Origin of the sequence: Pseudohaemophilus parahaemolyticus (assembly GCF_938021905.1) — a bacterium.
GTDB classification, from domain to species: Bacteria; Pseudomonadota; Gammaproteobacteria; order Enterobacterales; family Pasteurellaceae; genus Haemophilus_A; species Haemophilus_A parahaemolyticus_B.
Genome location: NZ_CALIFA010000086.1, coordinates 1 through 14,123, shown reverse-complemented (window position 1 = coordinate 14,123; position 14,123 = coordinate 1). Strand labels below are relative to the sequence as shown.

The window sequence follows — 14,123 nt, the reverse complement described above, 5'->3', positions numbered from 1 at the left end:
GTTACTCCATAATGATTGCAGCGACTGCAATAGATTGACTTGAAAGGGCAGCAACATCAAAACGGTAGTTACCCACAAGGTAAATATCGTTCAAAATGGTTTGCCATTCTAGGTAATCCAATGATACTGGGGCAGCAATGTGTTTTGGATCGACCATCAACACATATTCCACCGTACGACCATCAGGTAATTTGTAGCGAGGCATATGTAATGATGAGAACACATCCATCCCTAAAGTTGGATGCACTAAGCCTGTCACAATTGGGTTCTCTTTTAAGCAGCAGCCTGCACCTAATTTAGATTGTTCACGGCGAATACGAGAAACGAAAGCAGGACTTGCTGCAACTTTTAACGCATTGCCACCGCAAGTTACGCCACTTTCTTGTAAGGCTTGCTCCATACGCTCTAATACTTCGGTTGCTTCTAAACCGTCTTTACCGACAATCACAGGATTTACGGTATCGCCTAAACGGATATTGCCACTTAATGCACCTGCTTTGTTACCTTGTAATTGAGCGTGAGCCATTGCCACTAATACACGGTAGCCGTAGCGTTCTGTTGCATCACGTAATGCAAAGCCGATAGATTGTTCATAGCCGTCTTGCACCATTTCCCAACGTTTACATAATGCAATCGCTTCTTGGCGTGAGAATTTATGTTTGATTGGGATTTGTTGGCAAAGGGTAATTTCACCGCTGCGGAACGGATCGCCTAAATCCATTGACTCGCCATTGAAGTTTGAATTACCGAAATCGCCTAATTCAAAACCTTTCAAAATGGTGTAGTGAGCCACAGGGGCACAGTCTAAGCCTAAGTTAGTGATGTCATAATCAGGATTGATTAAGTGCATCAAAGAAGAACAGTTATGCAGTTCACTTACCACAATATCTGTTGCGTATTCTGGGATATACAATCCTTGCGTTGCACCGCCTAAATCAGCGGCACGAATATTTTTTGCCATAGATTTTCCTATTTAAAGTTATTGAGAAAGGCACGCAGCTCTTTGGTTTTCCCATTGTGAGCTAACGCACGTGCTTTGGCGCGATCTTTCTCGGTCATTTCTGGTTTTGCCTTCGATTGCGTTGAAACACTTGCCGTTTTATTACTCGGTGGTGCAGTAACCACAGGCGAAGGTGGTTGATTGCGTTGTTCAAATTCAGCAACCAATTCCGCAATTTTAGGGATTAGGTTGAGGTCTTTGGATTGCCCTGCATAGTTAAGCAAGGCTGATGCGGTATTCCCTGCAAAGTCGATCACTTTTTCATTAGTAAATTCAATGAATGCCGAATCATTGACGAGTGCTTGAAAACGTGGGACTTTATCAATCAGGGTTTTACCAAATAGCTCTGCTTGGGTTTGAGCTTGTTGGCGTTGTTGTGCCGCAGTCAGTTTTTCATCGACCACCTTTTCCACATCGGGTATTGGCGAAGTTTTTGACGTTTTTAACCGCTTGCGAAGTTTTTCAGTAAATTTCTCACCTAATTGAAATCGCACATCTTCCCAATCTGCATCAGAGAAATCGTCTTCTTCTGTTTCTTCTACAGCAGGTGTCGCTGGTTTTTGCAGTTCAGCTAATTGTTGCTCAAGGGCAAGTTTTTCTTGTTCTGCTTTTTGACGTGCGGCAACTTCCGCTAATAAGCGTTGATTGGTTTCTTGGTGAGCAGTTTGTTCTTTGTTAAGTCTGCCTTTCCACGCTTTGACCTCATTTTCTTCTTGAGGCGGCTCTGTATGAGTAGGCTCTGATGGAGTCTCTACAGGAGGTGTAGTCGGTACATCTTCCTGGCTCTTGTTGAGCTTTTGCAGTGGCAAGTTTACGTTTGATGTATTCAGGGGTGTTGTCACTTAACTTAACAACGGTGTCGTTTGACTGAATTTGATTATCTTCCATTGATCTTCCTTAAAAGAGATGGCATAAAAAAGCCACCGCAATGCGATGGCTTGGTGAGCGTTAAAGCAGCTACACTTTGAGCTGTCTTTCCGTTGTCATTGGTTTTTCTGGGCGGAACAGTTGCCCGAGTAAATCCACTAAAATATTAGCAGAGTGTTGGTATTCGCTTTTGAGAGCTGGGTTTAATTCGACTCGTGCCTTTTGACTGAATACTAAACTTTGTGCGTGTAAATAGGCTTCCAGCTGTTCAGCAAAATGCGGATTATGCGAAAGTGTGATACGCAATTCGGTCAGTTCATCTAAACTGGTGGGCGAAAAAAGTTGTTGCCACAAAGGTTGCTTAACGAGTTTCATTGATACCTCAGCAATTAACGACCGCAGCTTTTACAGCCGCTTGCCCCTTTTGACGCCATAGGACGCACCCCACCATTTAAGATACCAGCTACTTTACCTGTGGAATCTTTAAAGCGTACGCCCATATTGCCGTTAGATGGGGTGACCACATTTTTTTGATTAGCAAGGGGTTTATAGCCTGCCATTGTGTTTCTCCTCTGTTGTTGAGATAAAAAAAGCGACTGAAACTAGATGTCGCAGTCGCAGATTCGGTTTTTTACCATTACTGGGTCGTCGTAGTAATCGATAATGACTTCATTATTGCCGTGATATTCAAAGTAGTAAGTACCTGCATCATCAATATGAATGGTTGGATCGTCAGCCGTTAATACCACCGCTTGCTTACACTTCTTATACGGCATATGTTGCACATTCGCCACCACACTTGGCTCAATCACGCAAGGGCAACAATCATCGGTTAACGCCCAGTGGGGATTACCTAACGACTGCACTCTTGCGATATGCACGGATACACTTTCACCCGCACTCAATCCCCACACAATCACCCGTTTAGGATGTTTGCGGACTTCAATATTGGTTGAAGAGGGAAAGAGTTCGTTGAGGGTAAATCGTGGTTCGTTGGGTTGAGTCTGTGCAGTACGAATGTGGCTATGGGTTTTGATGTTGCCCATATTGTACCTGCTGCGTTAATTGTTGAATAAATCCTTCATAGCGTTTTTGCCAATTGGATTGTTTATACGAAAGTGTTTGGTTAGAAAATTCTTGTTGCGTGTTATGTTTTATGCGTGAAAGCAATAAGGAAGTATCTGCCAAGTGATTTAAATCAGGTAACTGACCTTGTACAGGTTGAGAATAGTTTAACCATTCCCACGCCAAAGGGTTACTTTTACTTAGTGCGTTTTTGAAATTACGATAACCCCATAAATGTATATTTAATTGATTATTCTTGTAACTCTTAAAACAATCCTTATCTACTTCAACAATACAAAAGAAATCCCAATCTGAACTTTCTACTTCTGTTTTCCAATATCTTGAACCAACTAAACCAAGATAGATGATTTCGTATGGTTCAAGTATCTTTAAACATTCTCTAAGAATTGTTGGATTTATCTGGGTCATTAGCATTATGTCCGCTATCGTACCAACTATCATCAGAAGATCCAGTGCTAGATTTTCTTACTCTTTTAGTAGTTTCGTTAATTTTTTCTGAACATACGATAGAACCATTAACTTTCCAATCCTTCCAAGTAATTGTAGTTACTTGATTGTAACGACTAGAAATGCTAGTCGTTACCTCTTCATTTCTATCAATACTTGTCACATTCTTCGTATTACGCATTTCCGATGTTTCTACGCCATTGACTTTCTTCACTTCATAAGTGACGGTTGCACAAGGGATTGGGTAGGTTTTAGTGATCCATTCGATAACATCATTATCTAATTTGATTGTCGCATCTGTTGTTGTCCCAGTCGTATCAGATAAAGGAAAAGGTGCATTTGGTGCTACACTTAATACATTTTGAGGTTCATCTTTGAAGCAATCAGTAAAACTTCTGACATATCCCCAATTCGTGCTTTCATCTGATGCTGCAACTTTTTGCCCTGTTGCGGTGTTGATAAACATACCAGAATGGATATTGCTTGGTTTATCAGATAAGTTCCACAAAAATACATCGTGAATACCTTTGGACACTTTTACTTTTCTTGTGCCACCTGTACTAATTTTTGTATCTCTTAAATCCCTTGATGGAATATTAGAGTATAAAAGTACAGGAATACCGTCCAAGTATAAGTTAGCGTAATCATCACCAATCGCACCAAAAGTATATTCTCCAGTTTCAGGGAAATTTACTTTAGCTTTAGCCCAATACATAAACGCATTAGAACCTGTGTTCAGATAATTAATATCTGATGCTAAAGGAACAATCCCTTTGATATGGTATCCTGCAACAGAATCAAGTCGATTCGGATAATTATAACCACCACCGAAGGTATCGACTACACGACCTTTTGTATTAACCAATCCCAAATACTGAAAAGCAATTTTGGGTTCAAGCATACTATTTGGATTGCGTGTTGCTTTGAGTACCCTTCCATCAGGTAATTTAAATACACTATCTGACCCTAAAGAAAACTCAACAGATTGACCGGCAGTTAAGTATACTAAACAATGTTCTACACCTAACCCACGATTAAATACGGTATTGATGTTACCGCCAGTTGCAGAAAGAATAACTAAATAATACCCTTCTTTTTCAGCGGTAAAACTTTGTTTAGGATTAGAAGCAATAGCAGAAAAACGATATACATTTGTCTGACAACTAATCATTGTTTTTGGCTTAGTTCGATTAAGCATACCCACAGGATTCGCACAACCACACATTGTTCTGCAAGCCATATCGCCCCCTATGCCGATTCAGTATCGCCAAAGACACGAACCACTTTACCCATTTCATAAAGCACCGTCACCGCAGCATCGACACCGCCTAACACTAAACTGCCTTCACGCGGTTTCACTAAGCGATTATTACCGCCATTTGCTAGCGTGACTTTATTTGCTGTGGTTTGAATAATGGTAAACATTCTGCCTTGTGGAATGTTATCAGGTAAGGTAATGATAATTGGTGCCGTATTGATACAAATGAGCGTGTTATCATCATCTTGCACGGTGTAGTTTGCCGATACGTGTTTGCAAGGCACTTTACAGGTTTTGTTGAGTTCGCTCTCTAATGCAGAAACACGTGCTTTTAACGCATTAATGGTTTCATTTTGCGTGGTATCTTGCCCAATAAGTGTGTTGATTTGATTTTGCATCTGCTTAATCATTTCATTAGTCACACCACCTGCGTTATCAAGTTTCTGCCAAGTGTTCCAACCGTTCGGATTTTTCAATGAACCATCGGGGTTTACACCGTGATCGTTGGAGATATACCAAGTATCATCGCCATTAGCCACCCAGATATTAAGCTCACGATCTGAGGCGATGTAGTAACCGTTGAAATCATACATTTGAGTATTGACATATTCATCCCAAGTAGTTGCCATTGCAAGGTTCTTTTCTTGGGAGCTAAAATCTTTTGGTAAGCCGAGCACACCTTGTCTTGTTTGATTATCCACATACCCAGTAAAAGTGTGGAAACCCCATTTATAATTTGAGGTTTTAAGTGAATTGCCATTCGCTAAGACTTGCGGGCCTACTGCATTTAAAGCGAGTTTACCTTCGGTGTTGATGGTTAAATCATTGCTTAGGTTCAATCCAAGCGGTTGATTTTTAGTACCATCTCCCGTAATGCCTGAGTTAGGCTTTACGGCAACAGCGACATCACCAGCAATAGATTGCTTGATTTTTGCGACAGAAATTACCCCACCTTTGCCGTTTTGTGGGCAAATTGGCGAAGTGGTTACGCCATTTGCGTTATCTGCACAATCAAGTAAAGCGGCTTCCGCTTTCATTGCCGATTGAGCAATCTGTTCTTTAGCATTATTTAATGCCTTTGCCTGCTCAGTTTTTGCAGTATCAAGGGCTTTATCTTGAGCATCTTGTGAGTCTTTAAATTGTTTACATGTTACAAATGACATATCGCCCCCTAGGCGGTAAAGTTCACTACGCCATTAAATGTAGCGAGTTTTAGTGTGCTAGACTTGATGCGTAATTTTTTAGGTACATCACGTGTTTCTTCACTTTCTCGGAAAATATTAGGTTTTATAATTAAGTTACCAGCGTGTATATAAAAACTATTGCTTCCGTATGTAAGTGTATGAAATACCGTTTGCTCTTCGGTTGGTTCAATAGTATCTCTCACGACTTCAACTACAACCTCGCCAGAAAATAGCCCTTCTTTTTTGTAATTAAACGGGATATGTGCGGATAATTGAATAGAACGATTTGAGATCTCACCAGATAATTGTACTGCAACTTCCTGATAAGGTTCTTCTGGTAAAGGATATTCTTGTGTTACCGATAAGATTTTTTCGTGAGGTTCAACTTCACTAAAGCGTTCTTGAGTTGTAATAGGAACGGTAAGTTTAGCTTTATTAAACTCAAGTGCATTAGCGTAAGGTAAGAGATTAATGTTATATCTATATACAGGATCTTGTCCTGCTTGATCGATGCCTGATGTATAATGGCAATCGTATTCAATGGTATTGCCATAAGCAGACTGACGAATTTGCACCTTTGTTAAAACTTCATTACGAGGTTCACCACGTTTAAATTTCTTAGCACTTGAACCTTGAATGACTAAGCCCGTTTCTTTATGTTTAAGATAAACAGGTGTATCTTTTACATAAAATTCATCATCTGGTTCAGGTTTCACATAGTTTTCGACCACCTCAAACTCATCTTCTGCGGTTTCGCCCGAAGGTAATACGGCAAACACCTTCCCTTCATTATTTACTTGAATAGTTTTACCATCCAAGTCGTCTTTTGTAATAATTTGAATCATACAAACATTCCTACTAAATTTAACACCACTCGCTCATTGCTTTTTACTTGAGAGAAAACAATTTCACGCGAACCTTTGTTCCACCAGAGCAAGCCTGAACCTGCATTTGTTGAAATCGTTTTTGTCGGAAGTGGTGCACCTTCGGGCATACGAAATGCCACCGTGCGATTACTATTTACCCGACAAATAAAGTCCAACGAGATAATGCCTAGCCCCATTCCGTTAATCGACACCATTTTGCGGGTATCGGTATTGGCATCAGTAATAATTTGAGTGGCATTTGGATTGACGACTTCTAATACATAATCTTGCACCTCTGCAGTTTTTTCTTGCATCAGCTGCTTAAGTCGTTCTTCTTTAATTCGAACATTGCCGTTTACTACATCAAAATCCTCTTGGTGTAGGTCTTGCTGTTGAATAATCGTAATTGCCATTTAACCTCCTAGTAAAAGAAAACCGCCCATTAAGAGCGGTCGGATTTGTTTACTGTTTTACTGAGGTTGTGATGTTGGTGGGAACATAAAACCAAGTGTCACACCACCTAATGAACGCACTTCTTCGGTTGCAGCTTCTTTTGCCGCTTCAACCACTTTTGCTTTACCAACAAAAATGCCATCATCTTTTGCTTCAGCTAAATTGCCTTCCGCTTGAGAAAGTACAATCAGTTTAGCCAGCGTGGTTTCAACGGTTTGAGCATTCTCACCATTTTCATCAGCAACGGTAATTTTCAATTTGCCTTCTTCTGGTGTGATCGCTGTTACACGTAAATCCACCTTAGAGGTTGCAACCAGTTGATTATCCACAATTTTGATGGTTGAGTTATCCACTTCAACTAACAATTTACCTGCTTCAATTTTAAGACCAGCACCAATATCTGCATCTGTTACGACTTTTTTTACCATTTTAATTTACCTTTTATTTTTCGATTGGAAATACCTTGCCATCGCCAATACTGAATACGCCTTCGTATTCTTTCTCTTTAATGCCAAGCTCTTGTTTCAGTTGCTGCTTGGTTGCATCATCTGAATTTTTCACTGCATCAAGCAGTGCTTTTGCTGTGAGCGGTTCACTATGACTTTCGCCACAGCAAGCCATTTCACGCAAATTCTCTGTATAAATTGGTTTTACCGACATTTAACACCCCGTTACTTGTTGTGGTGCGGTTGCACTGTTGTTTACGGCATAGCCTATTGGCGTATCGTTACCACATTCAATGATAGGCAACGTATGCCCATCGCCTGCTGTTGGGTAGGCATAGCCCCATAGTTTCCCATCGCAATCTGTAATTGCTACCGTTGCATCAGGATCGCGTGTTTCATTTGGATGGAACAGATAGCCCATAAAAGTTGAGCCACAGCAACCTTCATCTAACGTAATTGGAAGCGGCACGCTGGCATAGTAGCCACAGCGTTTTGTGGTTCTACGCCAACGAACATTGCCACAGTTGGAAACCTCTTCCACCTCTACAAAATGTTGATTACAACGTTCTGCCCCTGTCGTTTGCCAAGTTTTATCTAGGCAAAAGCCGCAAGGCACGATACCTTTTTCTGTATCCGTAAAAGAGTTGCCTGAAATCGGCTCAACCGTAACTGCTACATCAGGCGTATTTTCATTGTTACGGACGGGAATGTAATGCCCACTTTGCGTAATCACCAACGAACGACGCTTAGGCGTTAAGCTTGGTTGGCATTCGCCTAGTTGGTAAAGGGTTGCAGAAGCCACTTCTGAAACCGTTGGAGAAATCAACGCACAACCAGCACGCTCAAAGTTTGCTTGGTTGCTGCAATAATCTACCCGTTTGAATGTAATGGTTTCTTCGCCACTTAAATGGTTTACCGTGACCAACACAGGCTGCGTGCCCACGCTAAACCCTTTTGCATCGGTAAAGTGAGGAGAAATAATGGTAAGTACATTAGGATTACACTGCATTATTGACCTCCATAAATGGCGTTTCTCACACTTTCCACCACAGCAAGAAATTTACTGTAATCCACGCCTTTGCGTGGAGTGAAAATCATCGGCGGCTGCCACCATAAAACTTTAAATCCACCTGCATAACCACCTTCAGTAAAGGTGAGTACGTGGGTGGATTCATTGAATTTCACATCACAAGTGCCTGATTGCACTCGCACTACATTACCCCAGCCGTAACGGTCGTGCCAGACCTGATCGCCTTGAGCAACGTTATCTAAGTCAATTTTCATTTCACGATTAACTCCTTCTATCGACATAGCCCTCTGTTGGGTTCTGCATTTGCGTATTTGGAGTGAGCATACTGTCTTGTGGCATTGCGTAGCGTTCAGTATCTACTCCTTGCGTTTTGAGATAATCCATTGCAAAGTCGGCATACATTTGCGAAGGAATCGCTCCTTGTTGGGCAAGTTGCCCCATCTGCGGCATTAAGCCTGCTTGCTGTTTCGCTTTTTCAAGCTCTGCTTTCAAGCCCAACAAACCTGTTGCAATGATTTTGGCATCGGCTTTTACACTGTCGTCTTTACCCAATAAATTGCGTGCATACATCAACGTAATCGCTGGGCGGATAAAATATTCATCAATATTAAAAGCACAGTCTTCCAAGCCAAGTACTGCGTTGTCCGTCATCATCGCCAAACCACCTAACGTTTGCCCAGCACCTTGTAACCCTGCATTACCATTCAGGAATGAAGGTAAACCACATTCATCATCTGCCAACCGAATTTGATTAGTAAGGAATTGGAATAACATCGGGAAAGTTGGATTGATTTGATGCTGCACAATACCACGCACATTTCCATCACTTTGAGGGTTAGAAAATACACGTGAAAACGGCTGCATATTGATTTCTTGCGGCTGGTCAAATGCGTTAGCATTAACCTCAAGCATCGGGCCTGCAGAATAACTTGCATTAAGCAACATTGAATACTGCACTCGATTGATGGCAAGTTGACGATCATACACCATCATACCAACGGAAATACCGTAAGGTTCGCCAGCAATGCGTTTATAGCTCGCAGAGAAATAAGTGCGTTCGCCTTTCGGATGAGCCACGATATTGCAACGAATTACCTGCTTATTGCAGACCTCAATATCTACATTGAAATAATCAAACTGCTCGCTTTCTTTAATTGCCACACCATATTCGATTAGATCTGCACCGCTAACCAACATTTGGCAACGTAGCACGTGGATTTCATCTTCTTGCAACATTCCCTCAAGGAAATCATTACCGAATTCCGTGCCTAACCAATTACTATCGCCGTGCTCTAAAATGTATTTCAAAGGCTCATCGCGATAACCTAACTGCTCATTCCCAATAAAACTGGCAAGTTGAGATTTCGACCGCTTGGCAAGCTCAATAAAGAAAGCACCATCTTGAGCATTTGTACAATCAGGGGCGAAGTAGGCATTTTCAGGTGGTACACGTCGGAACATTGGGCGAATGATGGTTTCTTTCACAAATTTATTTTTCTTCCAAACGTGATCGATCACCGCCTCATTCTCAAAGCTCCATACCGCCACAGGTTTTAATGCAATATCGAAAATTACCTCACCTGTACTGCCTGCAAAATTGCCTTCAACTAACTGGTCTTTAATCAGCTTTACCATTTTTTGTGTAGCATCAAAAGCAATTTCATACTCTTCTTTCTGCAAAGCCTCTTTCGCATTTTTCGCTTCGGTTTCCACAAATTTCGCCACTTCAGCCAAAAACATTTGATCTTGCCCAAGCAAGGCTTCAGGCGGCAAGTCATTCTCAATCATCTTATTTAATAATTGAGCTTTAACTCGCTCCAACCCTTCCTCTTGTTTATATTTCGGTAGCTCAACAATAGGCGTTGGAGAAATGTTAAAAGGCGGATTCGCGAGGTTAATAAATTTTGACCGCATATAACTTGTTGTCGCACTCACTTTCATTGCGGTTAAGCCAAAATAAGAAGACATATTCGGGCGATCTTCTAGCTCTTCCATCTCGTGAATTTTGTGAAAGGCATTATGTAGTCGTCTAAACCACTCGTCTACACTTCGCCCCATTATTAAATGAGAAGAACGATAGCTTTTCGCCAAACGGAAATTTTCCATTACGCGGTCAGCTAATTCATCGTGAATTTCTTCTACTGCTTCTTCATCATCAGGTAATTCAATCTGTTCTTTAGAATCTGCCATTTAGCATACTCCCTCCGTTAGTTGGTCGGCGTTGAATACCCTCATATTCTTCAGGTTGCTCCTCGTGTGGGCGAACGTGTTCAACATAAAACGTCATCGCTAAGGCATCGGCTAAATCAGGCGAACGAGTAAGTTCTTTCTTGCTTTGCAATTTTAATCGCTCGTGAGCATCATATTCATACCCAAGCATTAACAAATCACTTTCAAGGTGGTTGTAATCGTGAATACGCACTCGACCACTTAGCCATTCCGACATTCTTGCCCACATCTCAGCACGCTTATTAGCGTAAGTGTTATCTTTATCTGCACAGCTACTTGCCACCGCTTCAAATACACGATCGCCATAACCTAGCTCTTTCAAGCGGTCATAAACGCCAGCTCCCACGCCGACGGTATCGATAAACATTGCATCCACACGGTATTCTTCAATTGCTTTCGCACACCAAGCTGCCGTTTGCATTAAATCTTCCGACTTCAAACGAGCTACTTTCAATGTTGCACGACCTTGGCGTATCACAACACCCGTGTAATCTCGACCTTTACGAGCTGGGTCAATACCAGCAATGATCGCCCCCACAGGTTCAACATCTTCCGCTTTTCTGGCACGACGTACATCATCCGCATTGATAAAGCTCTCGCCAGAAGATTGGAATGCTTCTTCTGCGGTAATCGGATATTGCTCACGGAATAATGCCAGTTTTTGCTCAGGCGAACCCTCAAACTGTTTCATCTTCGCTTGTCGCCACGCCAACTGCTCATCATCAATTCCGTGCAAGGCTTGATAAGCACGCTCTTCTGCAGAAAACTCCACACCCTCAGCTGATTGACGATATTCCGTCATTGCTGTCCACGGATAAAACACAGGGGTAAATTCATTCTCCCCACGTACCGCATCCTGCCAACATTGATAAAAATATTCGCCTACGCCATTCGCCGTGCTTTCTAAGAAAATCATCGTACCGTTGCCCGTTGGAACGGTTTGCATTACACCAGCAGTAATATCCGCTTGGTTGCGTGAGCGTGACACTTCCGACCAATGCAAGCACTGAATTGTGGAACCGTGACCGACATTCTTATTCCCAGCCGTTGCGGTTTTAATCGCACAATCAATCAAAGAGAATGCCAGTTCATTGGTACTGTCGCGATGAGCAGGCGGCTTAAATGCTTCAGGACAATTATCGTGATAGCGACGAGTCATCTCAAACAGCTCTTTTGTCGCACTGTCTAAATGCGTAAGCACAAGAGATTTCGTTCCCGCGTGAAAAATTGTCCACCAATAAATCAACGCCTCAATAAAAGTGGAAAGCCCCATTTGACGAGCTTTCAACACAATAAAACGAGCACGACCATCAAATCGCATCGCATTTTCGAACTTATCGAGCAAATCTAATTGCACCGAATTTAACTCAAATGGCACAACACCATTTGTTTTGGTACGGATTTTTAAACAACGGTAGGCAAATTGCTGAAAATCAGTTTTGAACTCAGAACGTAGCTTTTTAATTGTTTCGCTCACTGTCTTTCAGCCACTCCGCAAAATCTTCAGAAGAACCCACTGCTTGATTATCGGTACTTGCACCTAATGCCAAACGATAAACTTTCTGCAAGTTCACTAACGCACTTGAAATAACGGCAACTTGATTAGGCTTATCCGCAGAGTCAAGCATCATATTCAGCTTACCTAATGCTTTCTTCGCTGTATCAACACATTCGTGTTCCAGATCTGTTAATTGGTACGCCCGTATATCAGAAGATACCTCAGCACTTTTCCGTACCGTTTCCGCACCAACTTGGGATCGCTCATTCATCCAAGAACCTTGAGCCACTTGCTTTTTTAACGTACCAAGCGGTATATCATATTTCGCAGAAAACTCAGGGATTGTTAGCGAAGAATTGATAAACTGAATTTTAATCGCCACCCAGTCATAAGATTTCTTCGCCATACTCTCTTACCCGACTAGATAACCAATTACACCGCCAAGCACTAAACCTGCCATAATGCGATAACCTAAGCAGCATTGACAGTTTGTGCCATAAGCAAAAAATAAAGCAGCCTTTTTAAGCTGCTTAAATGGAAATGGAAGCTCATCAGCACCTTTCGCACAAATCCACGCAATCTGCTGCCCTTCGAATGGGTCTGGCACAATCTCATCGTAGCCATCAAACACCAATTCAGCCGAAATAGACTTCGCTTTCTCTTTCGCTTCCTTAATGGTTTCAGCCGTAATTGCTAAAGTTTCCCAATCGCCATTGTTGTTAAATTTAAAATAGACGTTTAGCATTTATTTATTACCCTTCTTACGGTTTGCCGTGCGAGAAATTACCTGCAAGTTCGCACGGCGATTACTTCCGCCCTTGCTCAACGGAATAACGTGATCTACCTCTTTCCCTTTTAAAGCAGATTTTCCCTTCTCACGCTCCATCTCACGTCTAGCTTTGTTGCGTTTTGAGCGGTTAGCAATCTGCTCAGGTTTACTGTGGTAGTCACGATATTCTTTTTTATAATCACGCTCACGAGCGGATTTTGTTTTCTTCGCTACCATAAAAATTCCTATAAAAAAGCCCCGACTGGCGAACCAATCAGGGCTGTAAAATTCATTCGGTGAACATCACTTATACGATGACCACCATTGCAGATATACTATATGAAACCTCCACCGATTTCAAGCACTTTTTACACGTTAAAAGCAAATTTTTGCAATTTAGGTGCATTTTTATGATTTTTAATAGCAAGATCGAGCCACTTAGCTACCACCCATTCCGAAGCCTTAATGCTCTGTGTTACTCTTCTATACCAAGCATTGAATGAAACAGATTTATCTTTTACGTGCTGATACTTCGCAATCGCATACACCGAACGACCATACACGTATTTTGCTTCCAGATATTTATAATCCTGCGGACAAGGCTTCTTAATGCAATATCCCACCACCGAACTAATGACCATACCCAGATCATCGTTGCACTGCTCACGCACAGGCTCTTTAACCTGATTTGGATCGACCGACAGCATCAGTCTCGCAATCATATTTGTACGGCACTCAAAATCTAAACCACTATAAACCCACGCCCCCCACTCACTCAACCGAGCTTCAATCCACGCCTGCTTATGCTCATCAAGTAATTTATCCGCCATGTTTCAACTCCTTACACTTCGCCTTATACGCCTTGATTAAATCCTTGATTTCCTCCACCGACAACTTCAGCAGAGGGTGGTCTTTGCGTTCTAAAAATTCCACCTGTTCCAGCCCGATTTTCTCAATCAATCCCAACCGATATTCCAAAATGTTACCGCT

21 protein-coding genes are annotated in these 14,123 nt (G+C 41.9%); all 21 read right to left on the bottom strand.

Translation table 11 applies throughout. The features are described 5' to 3' along the window. Window position 1: 1 nt before the first annotated feature. On the bottom strand, window positions 2-961 hold the full coding sequence (locus tag QMF79_RS09485; RefSeq protein WP_281773656.1) for a hypothetical protein: 960 nt from the start codon (window positions 959-961) through the stop codon (window positions 2-4). A gap of 8 nt (window positions 962-969) precedes the next feature. After that, window positions 970-1,842 carry a hypothetical protein gene (locus tag QMF79_RS09480; RefSeq protein WP_281773655.1) on the bottom strand — a complete coding sequence of 291 codons (873 nt, stop codon included), beginning with the start codon at window positions 1,840-1,842 and terminating at the stop codon, window positions 970-972. A gap of 115 nt (window positions 1,843-1,957) precedes the next feature. After that, window positions 1,958-2,242: a hypothetical protein gene (locus QMF79_RS09475; RefSeq protein WP_281773654.1), complete on the bottom strand. Its 285-nt coding sequence runs from the start codon at window positions 2,240-2,242 to the stop codon at window positions 1,958-1,960. 14 nt (window positions 2,243-2,256) lie between these two features. Continuing rightward, entirely contained in the window at window positions 2,257-2,427 is a 171-nt protein-coding gene (locus QMF79_RS09470; RefSeq protein WP_281773653.1) for a hypothetical protein, read from the bottom strand. 42 nt (window positions 2,428-2,469) lie between these two features. Next, window positions 2,470-2,913 (bottom strand): hypothetical protein, encoded by a 444-nt coding sequence (locus tag QMF79_RS09465; RefSeq protein ID WP_281773652.1) that lies wholly within the window; start codon window positions 2,911-2,913, stop codon window positions 2,470-2,472. After that, window positions 2,891-3,361 carry a DNA polymerase beta superfamily protein gene (locus QMF79_RS09460; protein ID WP_281773651.1) on the bottom strand — a complete coding sequence of 157 codons (471 nt, stop codon included), beginning with the start codon at window positions 3,359-3,361 and terminating at the stop codon, window positions 2,891-2,893. Before QMF79_RS09460 ends, QMF79_RS09465 begins: the two co-directional genes overlap by 23 nt. Beyond that, a complete protein-coding gene (locus tag QMF79_RS09455; protein WP_281773650.1) occupies window positions 3,333-4,640 on the bottom strand; it encodes a hypothetical protein in 1,308 nt (435 codons plus the stop codon). The genes QMF79_RS09460 and QMF79_RS09455 overlap by 29 nt, the downstream gene beginning before the upstream one ends. Before the next feature lie 8 nt (window positions 4,641-4,648). Further along, a complete protein-coding gene (locus QMF79_RS09450) occupies window positions 4,649-5,821 on the bottom strand; it encodes a hypothetical protein (protein ID WP_281773649.1) in 1,173 nt (390 codons plus the stop codon). 8 nt (window positions 5,822-5,829) lie between these two features. Further along, a complete protein-coding gene (locus tag QMF79_RS09445) occupies window positions 5,830-6,687 on the bottom strand; it encodes a hypothetical protein (RefSeq protein ID WP_281773648.1) in 858 nt (285 codons plus the stop codon). After that, window positions 6,684-7,121 (bottom strand): hypothetical protein, encoded by a 438-nt coding sequence (locus tag QMF79_RS09440; RefSeq protein ID WP_281773647.1) that lies wholly within the window; start codon window positions 7,119-7,121, stop codon window positions 6,684-6,686. The genes QMF79_RS09445 and QMF79_RS09440 overlap by 4 nt, the downstream gene beginning before the upstream one ends. Window positions 7,122-7,178: 57 nt before the next feature. Next, window positions 7,179-7,589, bottom strand: coding sequence for a hypothetical protein (locus QMF79_RS09435; protein ID WP_281773646.1), 411 nt, complete (start codon window positions 7,587-7,589; stop codon window positions 7,179-7,181). Between the two features lie 13 nt (window positions 7,590-7,602). Continuing rightward, window positions 7,603-7,821 (bottom strand): hypothetical protein, encoded by a 219-nt coding sequence (locus tag QMF79_RS09430; RefSeq protein WP_281773645.1) that lies wholly within the window; start codon window positions 7,819-7,821, stop codon window positions 7,603-7,605. After that, the gene (locus tag QMF79_RS09425; protein WP_281773644.1) at window positions 7,822-8,616 is read right to left on the bottom strand and encodes a hypothetical protein; all 795 of its coding nucleotides are present in this window, start codon (window positions 8,614-8,616) and stop codon (window positions 7,822-7,824) included. Then, a complete protein-coding gene (locus tag QMF79_RS09420; RefSeq protein WP_281773643.1) occupies window positions 8,616-8,891 on the bottom strand; it encodes a hypothetical protein in 276 nt (91 codons plus the stop codon). The genes QMF79_RS09425 and QMF79_RS09420 overlap by 1 nt, the downstream gene beginning before the upstream one ends. 7 nt (window positions 8,892-8,898) lie before the next feature. Then, entirely contained in the window at window positions 8,899-10,827 is a 1,929-nt protein-coding gene (locus QMF79_RS09415) for a hypothetical protein (protein ID WP_281773642.1), read from the bottom strand. Next, the gene (locus QMF79_RS09410; RefSeq protein WP_281773641.1) at window positions 10,814-12,343 is read right to left on the bottom strand and encodes a hypothetical protein; all 1,530 of its coding nucleotides are present in this window, start codon (window positions 12,341-12,343) and stop codon (window positions 10,814-10,816) included. Before QMF79_RS09410 ends, QMF79_RS09415 begins: the two co-directional genes overlap by 14 nt. Further along, window positions 12,327-12,770 carry a hypothetical protein gene (locus QMF79_RS09405; protein WP_281773640.1) on the bottom strand — a complete coding sequence of 148 codons (444 nt, stop codon included), beginning with the start codon at window positions 12,768-12,770 and terminating at the stop codon, window positions 12,327-12,329. The genes QMF79_RS09410 and QMF79_RS09405 overlap by 17 nt, the downstream gene beginning before the upstream one ends. 6 nt (window positions 12,771-12,776) lie before the next feature. Continuing rightward, a complete protein-coding gene (locus tag QMF79_RS09400) occupies window positions 12,777-13,109 on the bottom strand; it encodes a hypothetical protein (protein WP_281773639.1) in 333 nt (110 codons plus the stop codon). Further along, the gene (locus QMF79_RS09395) at window positions 13,110-13,370 is read right to left on the bottom strand and encodes an HNH endonuclease signature motif containing protein (RefSeq protein ID WP_281773638.1); all 261 of its coding nucleotides are present in this window, start codon (window positions 13,368-13,370) and stop codon (window positions 13,110-13,112) included. It abuts the gene before it with no gap. Window positions 13,371-13,501: 131 nt separating this feature from the next. Continuing rightward, window positions 13,502-13,963 carry an antiterminator Q family protein gene (locus QMF79_RS09390; RefSeq protein WP_281773637.1) on the bottom strand — a complete coding sequence of 154 codons (462 nt, stop codon included), beginning with the start codon at window positions 13,961-13,963 and terminating at the stop codon, window positions 13,502-13,504. Further along, window positions 13,953-14,066, bottom strand: a complete 114-nt coding sequence (locus tag QMF79_RS09385; protein ID WP_425591898.1) for a recombination protein NinG — start codon at window positions 14,064-14,066, stop codon at window positions 13,953-13,955. The genes QMF79_RS09390 and QMF79_RS09385 overlap by 11 nt, the downstream gene beginning before the upstream one ends. Window positions 14,067-14,123 lie beyond the last annotated feature (57 nt).

Excerpts from the sequence above, each read along its gene's own strand:
- QMF79_RS09485 (WP_281773656.1), bottom strand. The coding sequence starts at position 961 with ATGGCAAAAAATATTCGTGCCGCTGATTTAGGCGGTGCAACGCAAGGA.
- QMF79_RS09475 (WP_281773654.1), bottom strand. The coding sequence starts at position 2,242 with ATGAAACTCGTTAAGCAACCTTTGTGGCAACAACTTTTTTCGCCCACC.
- QMF79_RS09470 (WP_281773653.1), bottom strand. The coding sequence starts at position 2,427 with ATGGCAGGCTATAAACCCCTTGCTAATCAAAAAAATGTGGTCACCCCA.
- QMF79_RS09465 (WP_281773652.1), bottom strand. The coding sequence starts at position 2,913 with ATGGGCAACATCAAAACCCATAGCCACATTCGTACTGCACAGACTCAA.
- QMF79_RS09460 (WP_281773651.1), bottom strand. The coding sequence starts at position 3,361 with ATGACCCAGATAAATCCAACAATTCTTAGAGAATGTTTAAAGATACTT.
- QMF79_RS09455 (WP_281773650.1), bottom strand. The coding sequence starts at position 4,640 with ATGGCTTGCAGAACAATGTGTGGTTGTGCGAATCCTGTGGGTATGCTT.
- QMF79_RS09450 (WP_281773649.1), bottom strand. The coding sequence starts at position 5,821 with ATGTCATTTGTAACATGTAAACAATTTAAAGACTCACAAGATGCTCAA.
- QMF79_RS09445 (WP_281773648.1), bottom strand. The coding sequence starts at position 6,687 with ATGATTCAAATTATTACAAAAGACGACTTGGATGGTAAAACTATTCAA.
- QMF79_RS09440 (WP_281773647.1), bottom strand. The coding sequence starts at position 7,121 with ATGGCAATTACGATTATTCAACAGCAAGACCTACACCAAGAGGATTTT.
- QMF79_RS09435 (WP_281773646.1), bottom strand. The coding sequence starts at position 7,589 with ATGGTAAAAAAAGTCGTAACAGATGCAGATATTGGTGCTGGTCTTAAA.
- QMF79_RS09430 (WP_281773645.1), bottom strand. The coding sequence starts at position 7,821 with ATGTCGGTAAAACCAATTTATACAGAGAATTTGCGTGAAATGGCTTGC.
- QMF79_RS09425 (WP_281773644.1), bottom strand. The coding sequence starts at position 8,616 with ATGCAGTGTAATCCTAATGTACTTACCATTATTTCTCCTCACTTTACC.
- QMF79_RS09420 (WP_281773643.1), bottom strand. The coding sequence starts at position 8,891 with ATGAAAATTGACTTAGATAACGTTGCTCAAGGCGATCAGGTCTGGCAC.
- QMF79_RS09415 (WP_281773642.1), bottom strand. The coding sequence starts at position 10,827 with ATGGCAGATTCTAAAGAACAGATTGAATTACCTGATGATGAAGAAGCA.
- QMF79_RS09405 (WP_281773640.1), bottom strand. The coding sequence starts at position 12,770 with ATGGCGAAGAAATCTTATGACTGGGTGGCGATTAAAATTCAGTTTATC.
- QMF79_RS09400 (WP_281773639.1), bottom strand. The coding sequence starts at position 13,109 with ATGCTAAACGTCTATTTTAAATTTAACAACAATGGCGATTGGGAAACT.
- QMF79_RS09395 (WP_281773638.1), bottom strand. The coding sequence starts at position 13,370 with ATGGTAGCGAAGAAAACAAAATCCGCTCGTGAGCGTGATTATAAAAAA.
- QMF79_RS09390 (WP_281773637.1), bottom strand. The coding sequence starts at position 13,963 with ATGGCGGATAAATTACTTGATGAGCATAAGCAGGCGTGGATTGAAGCT.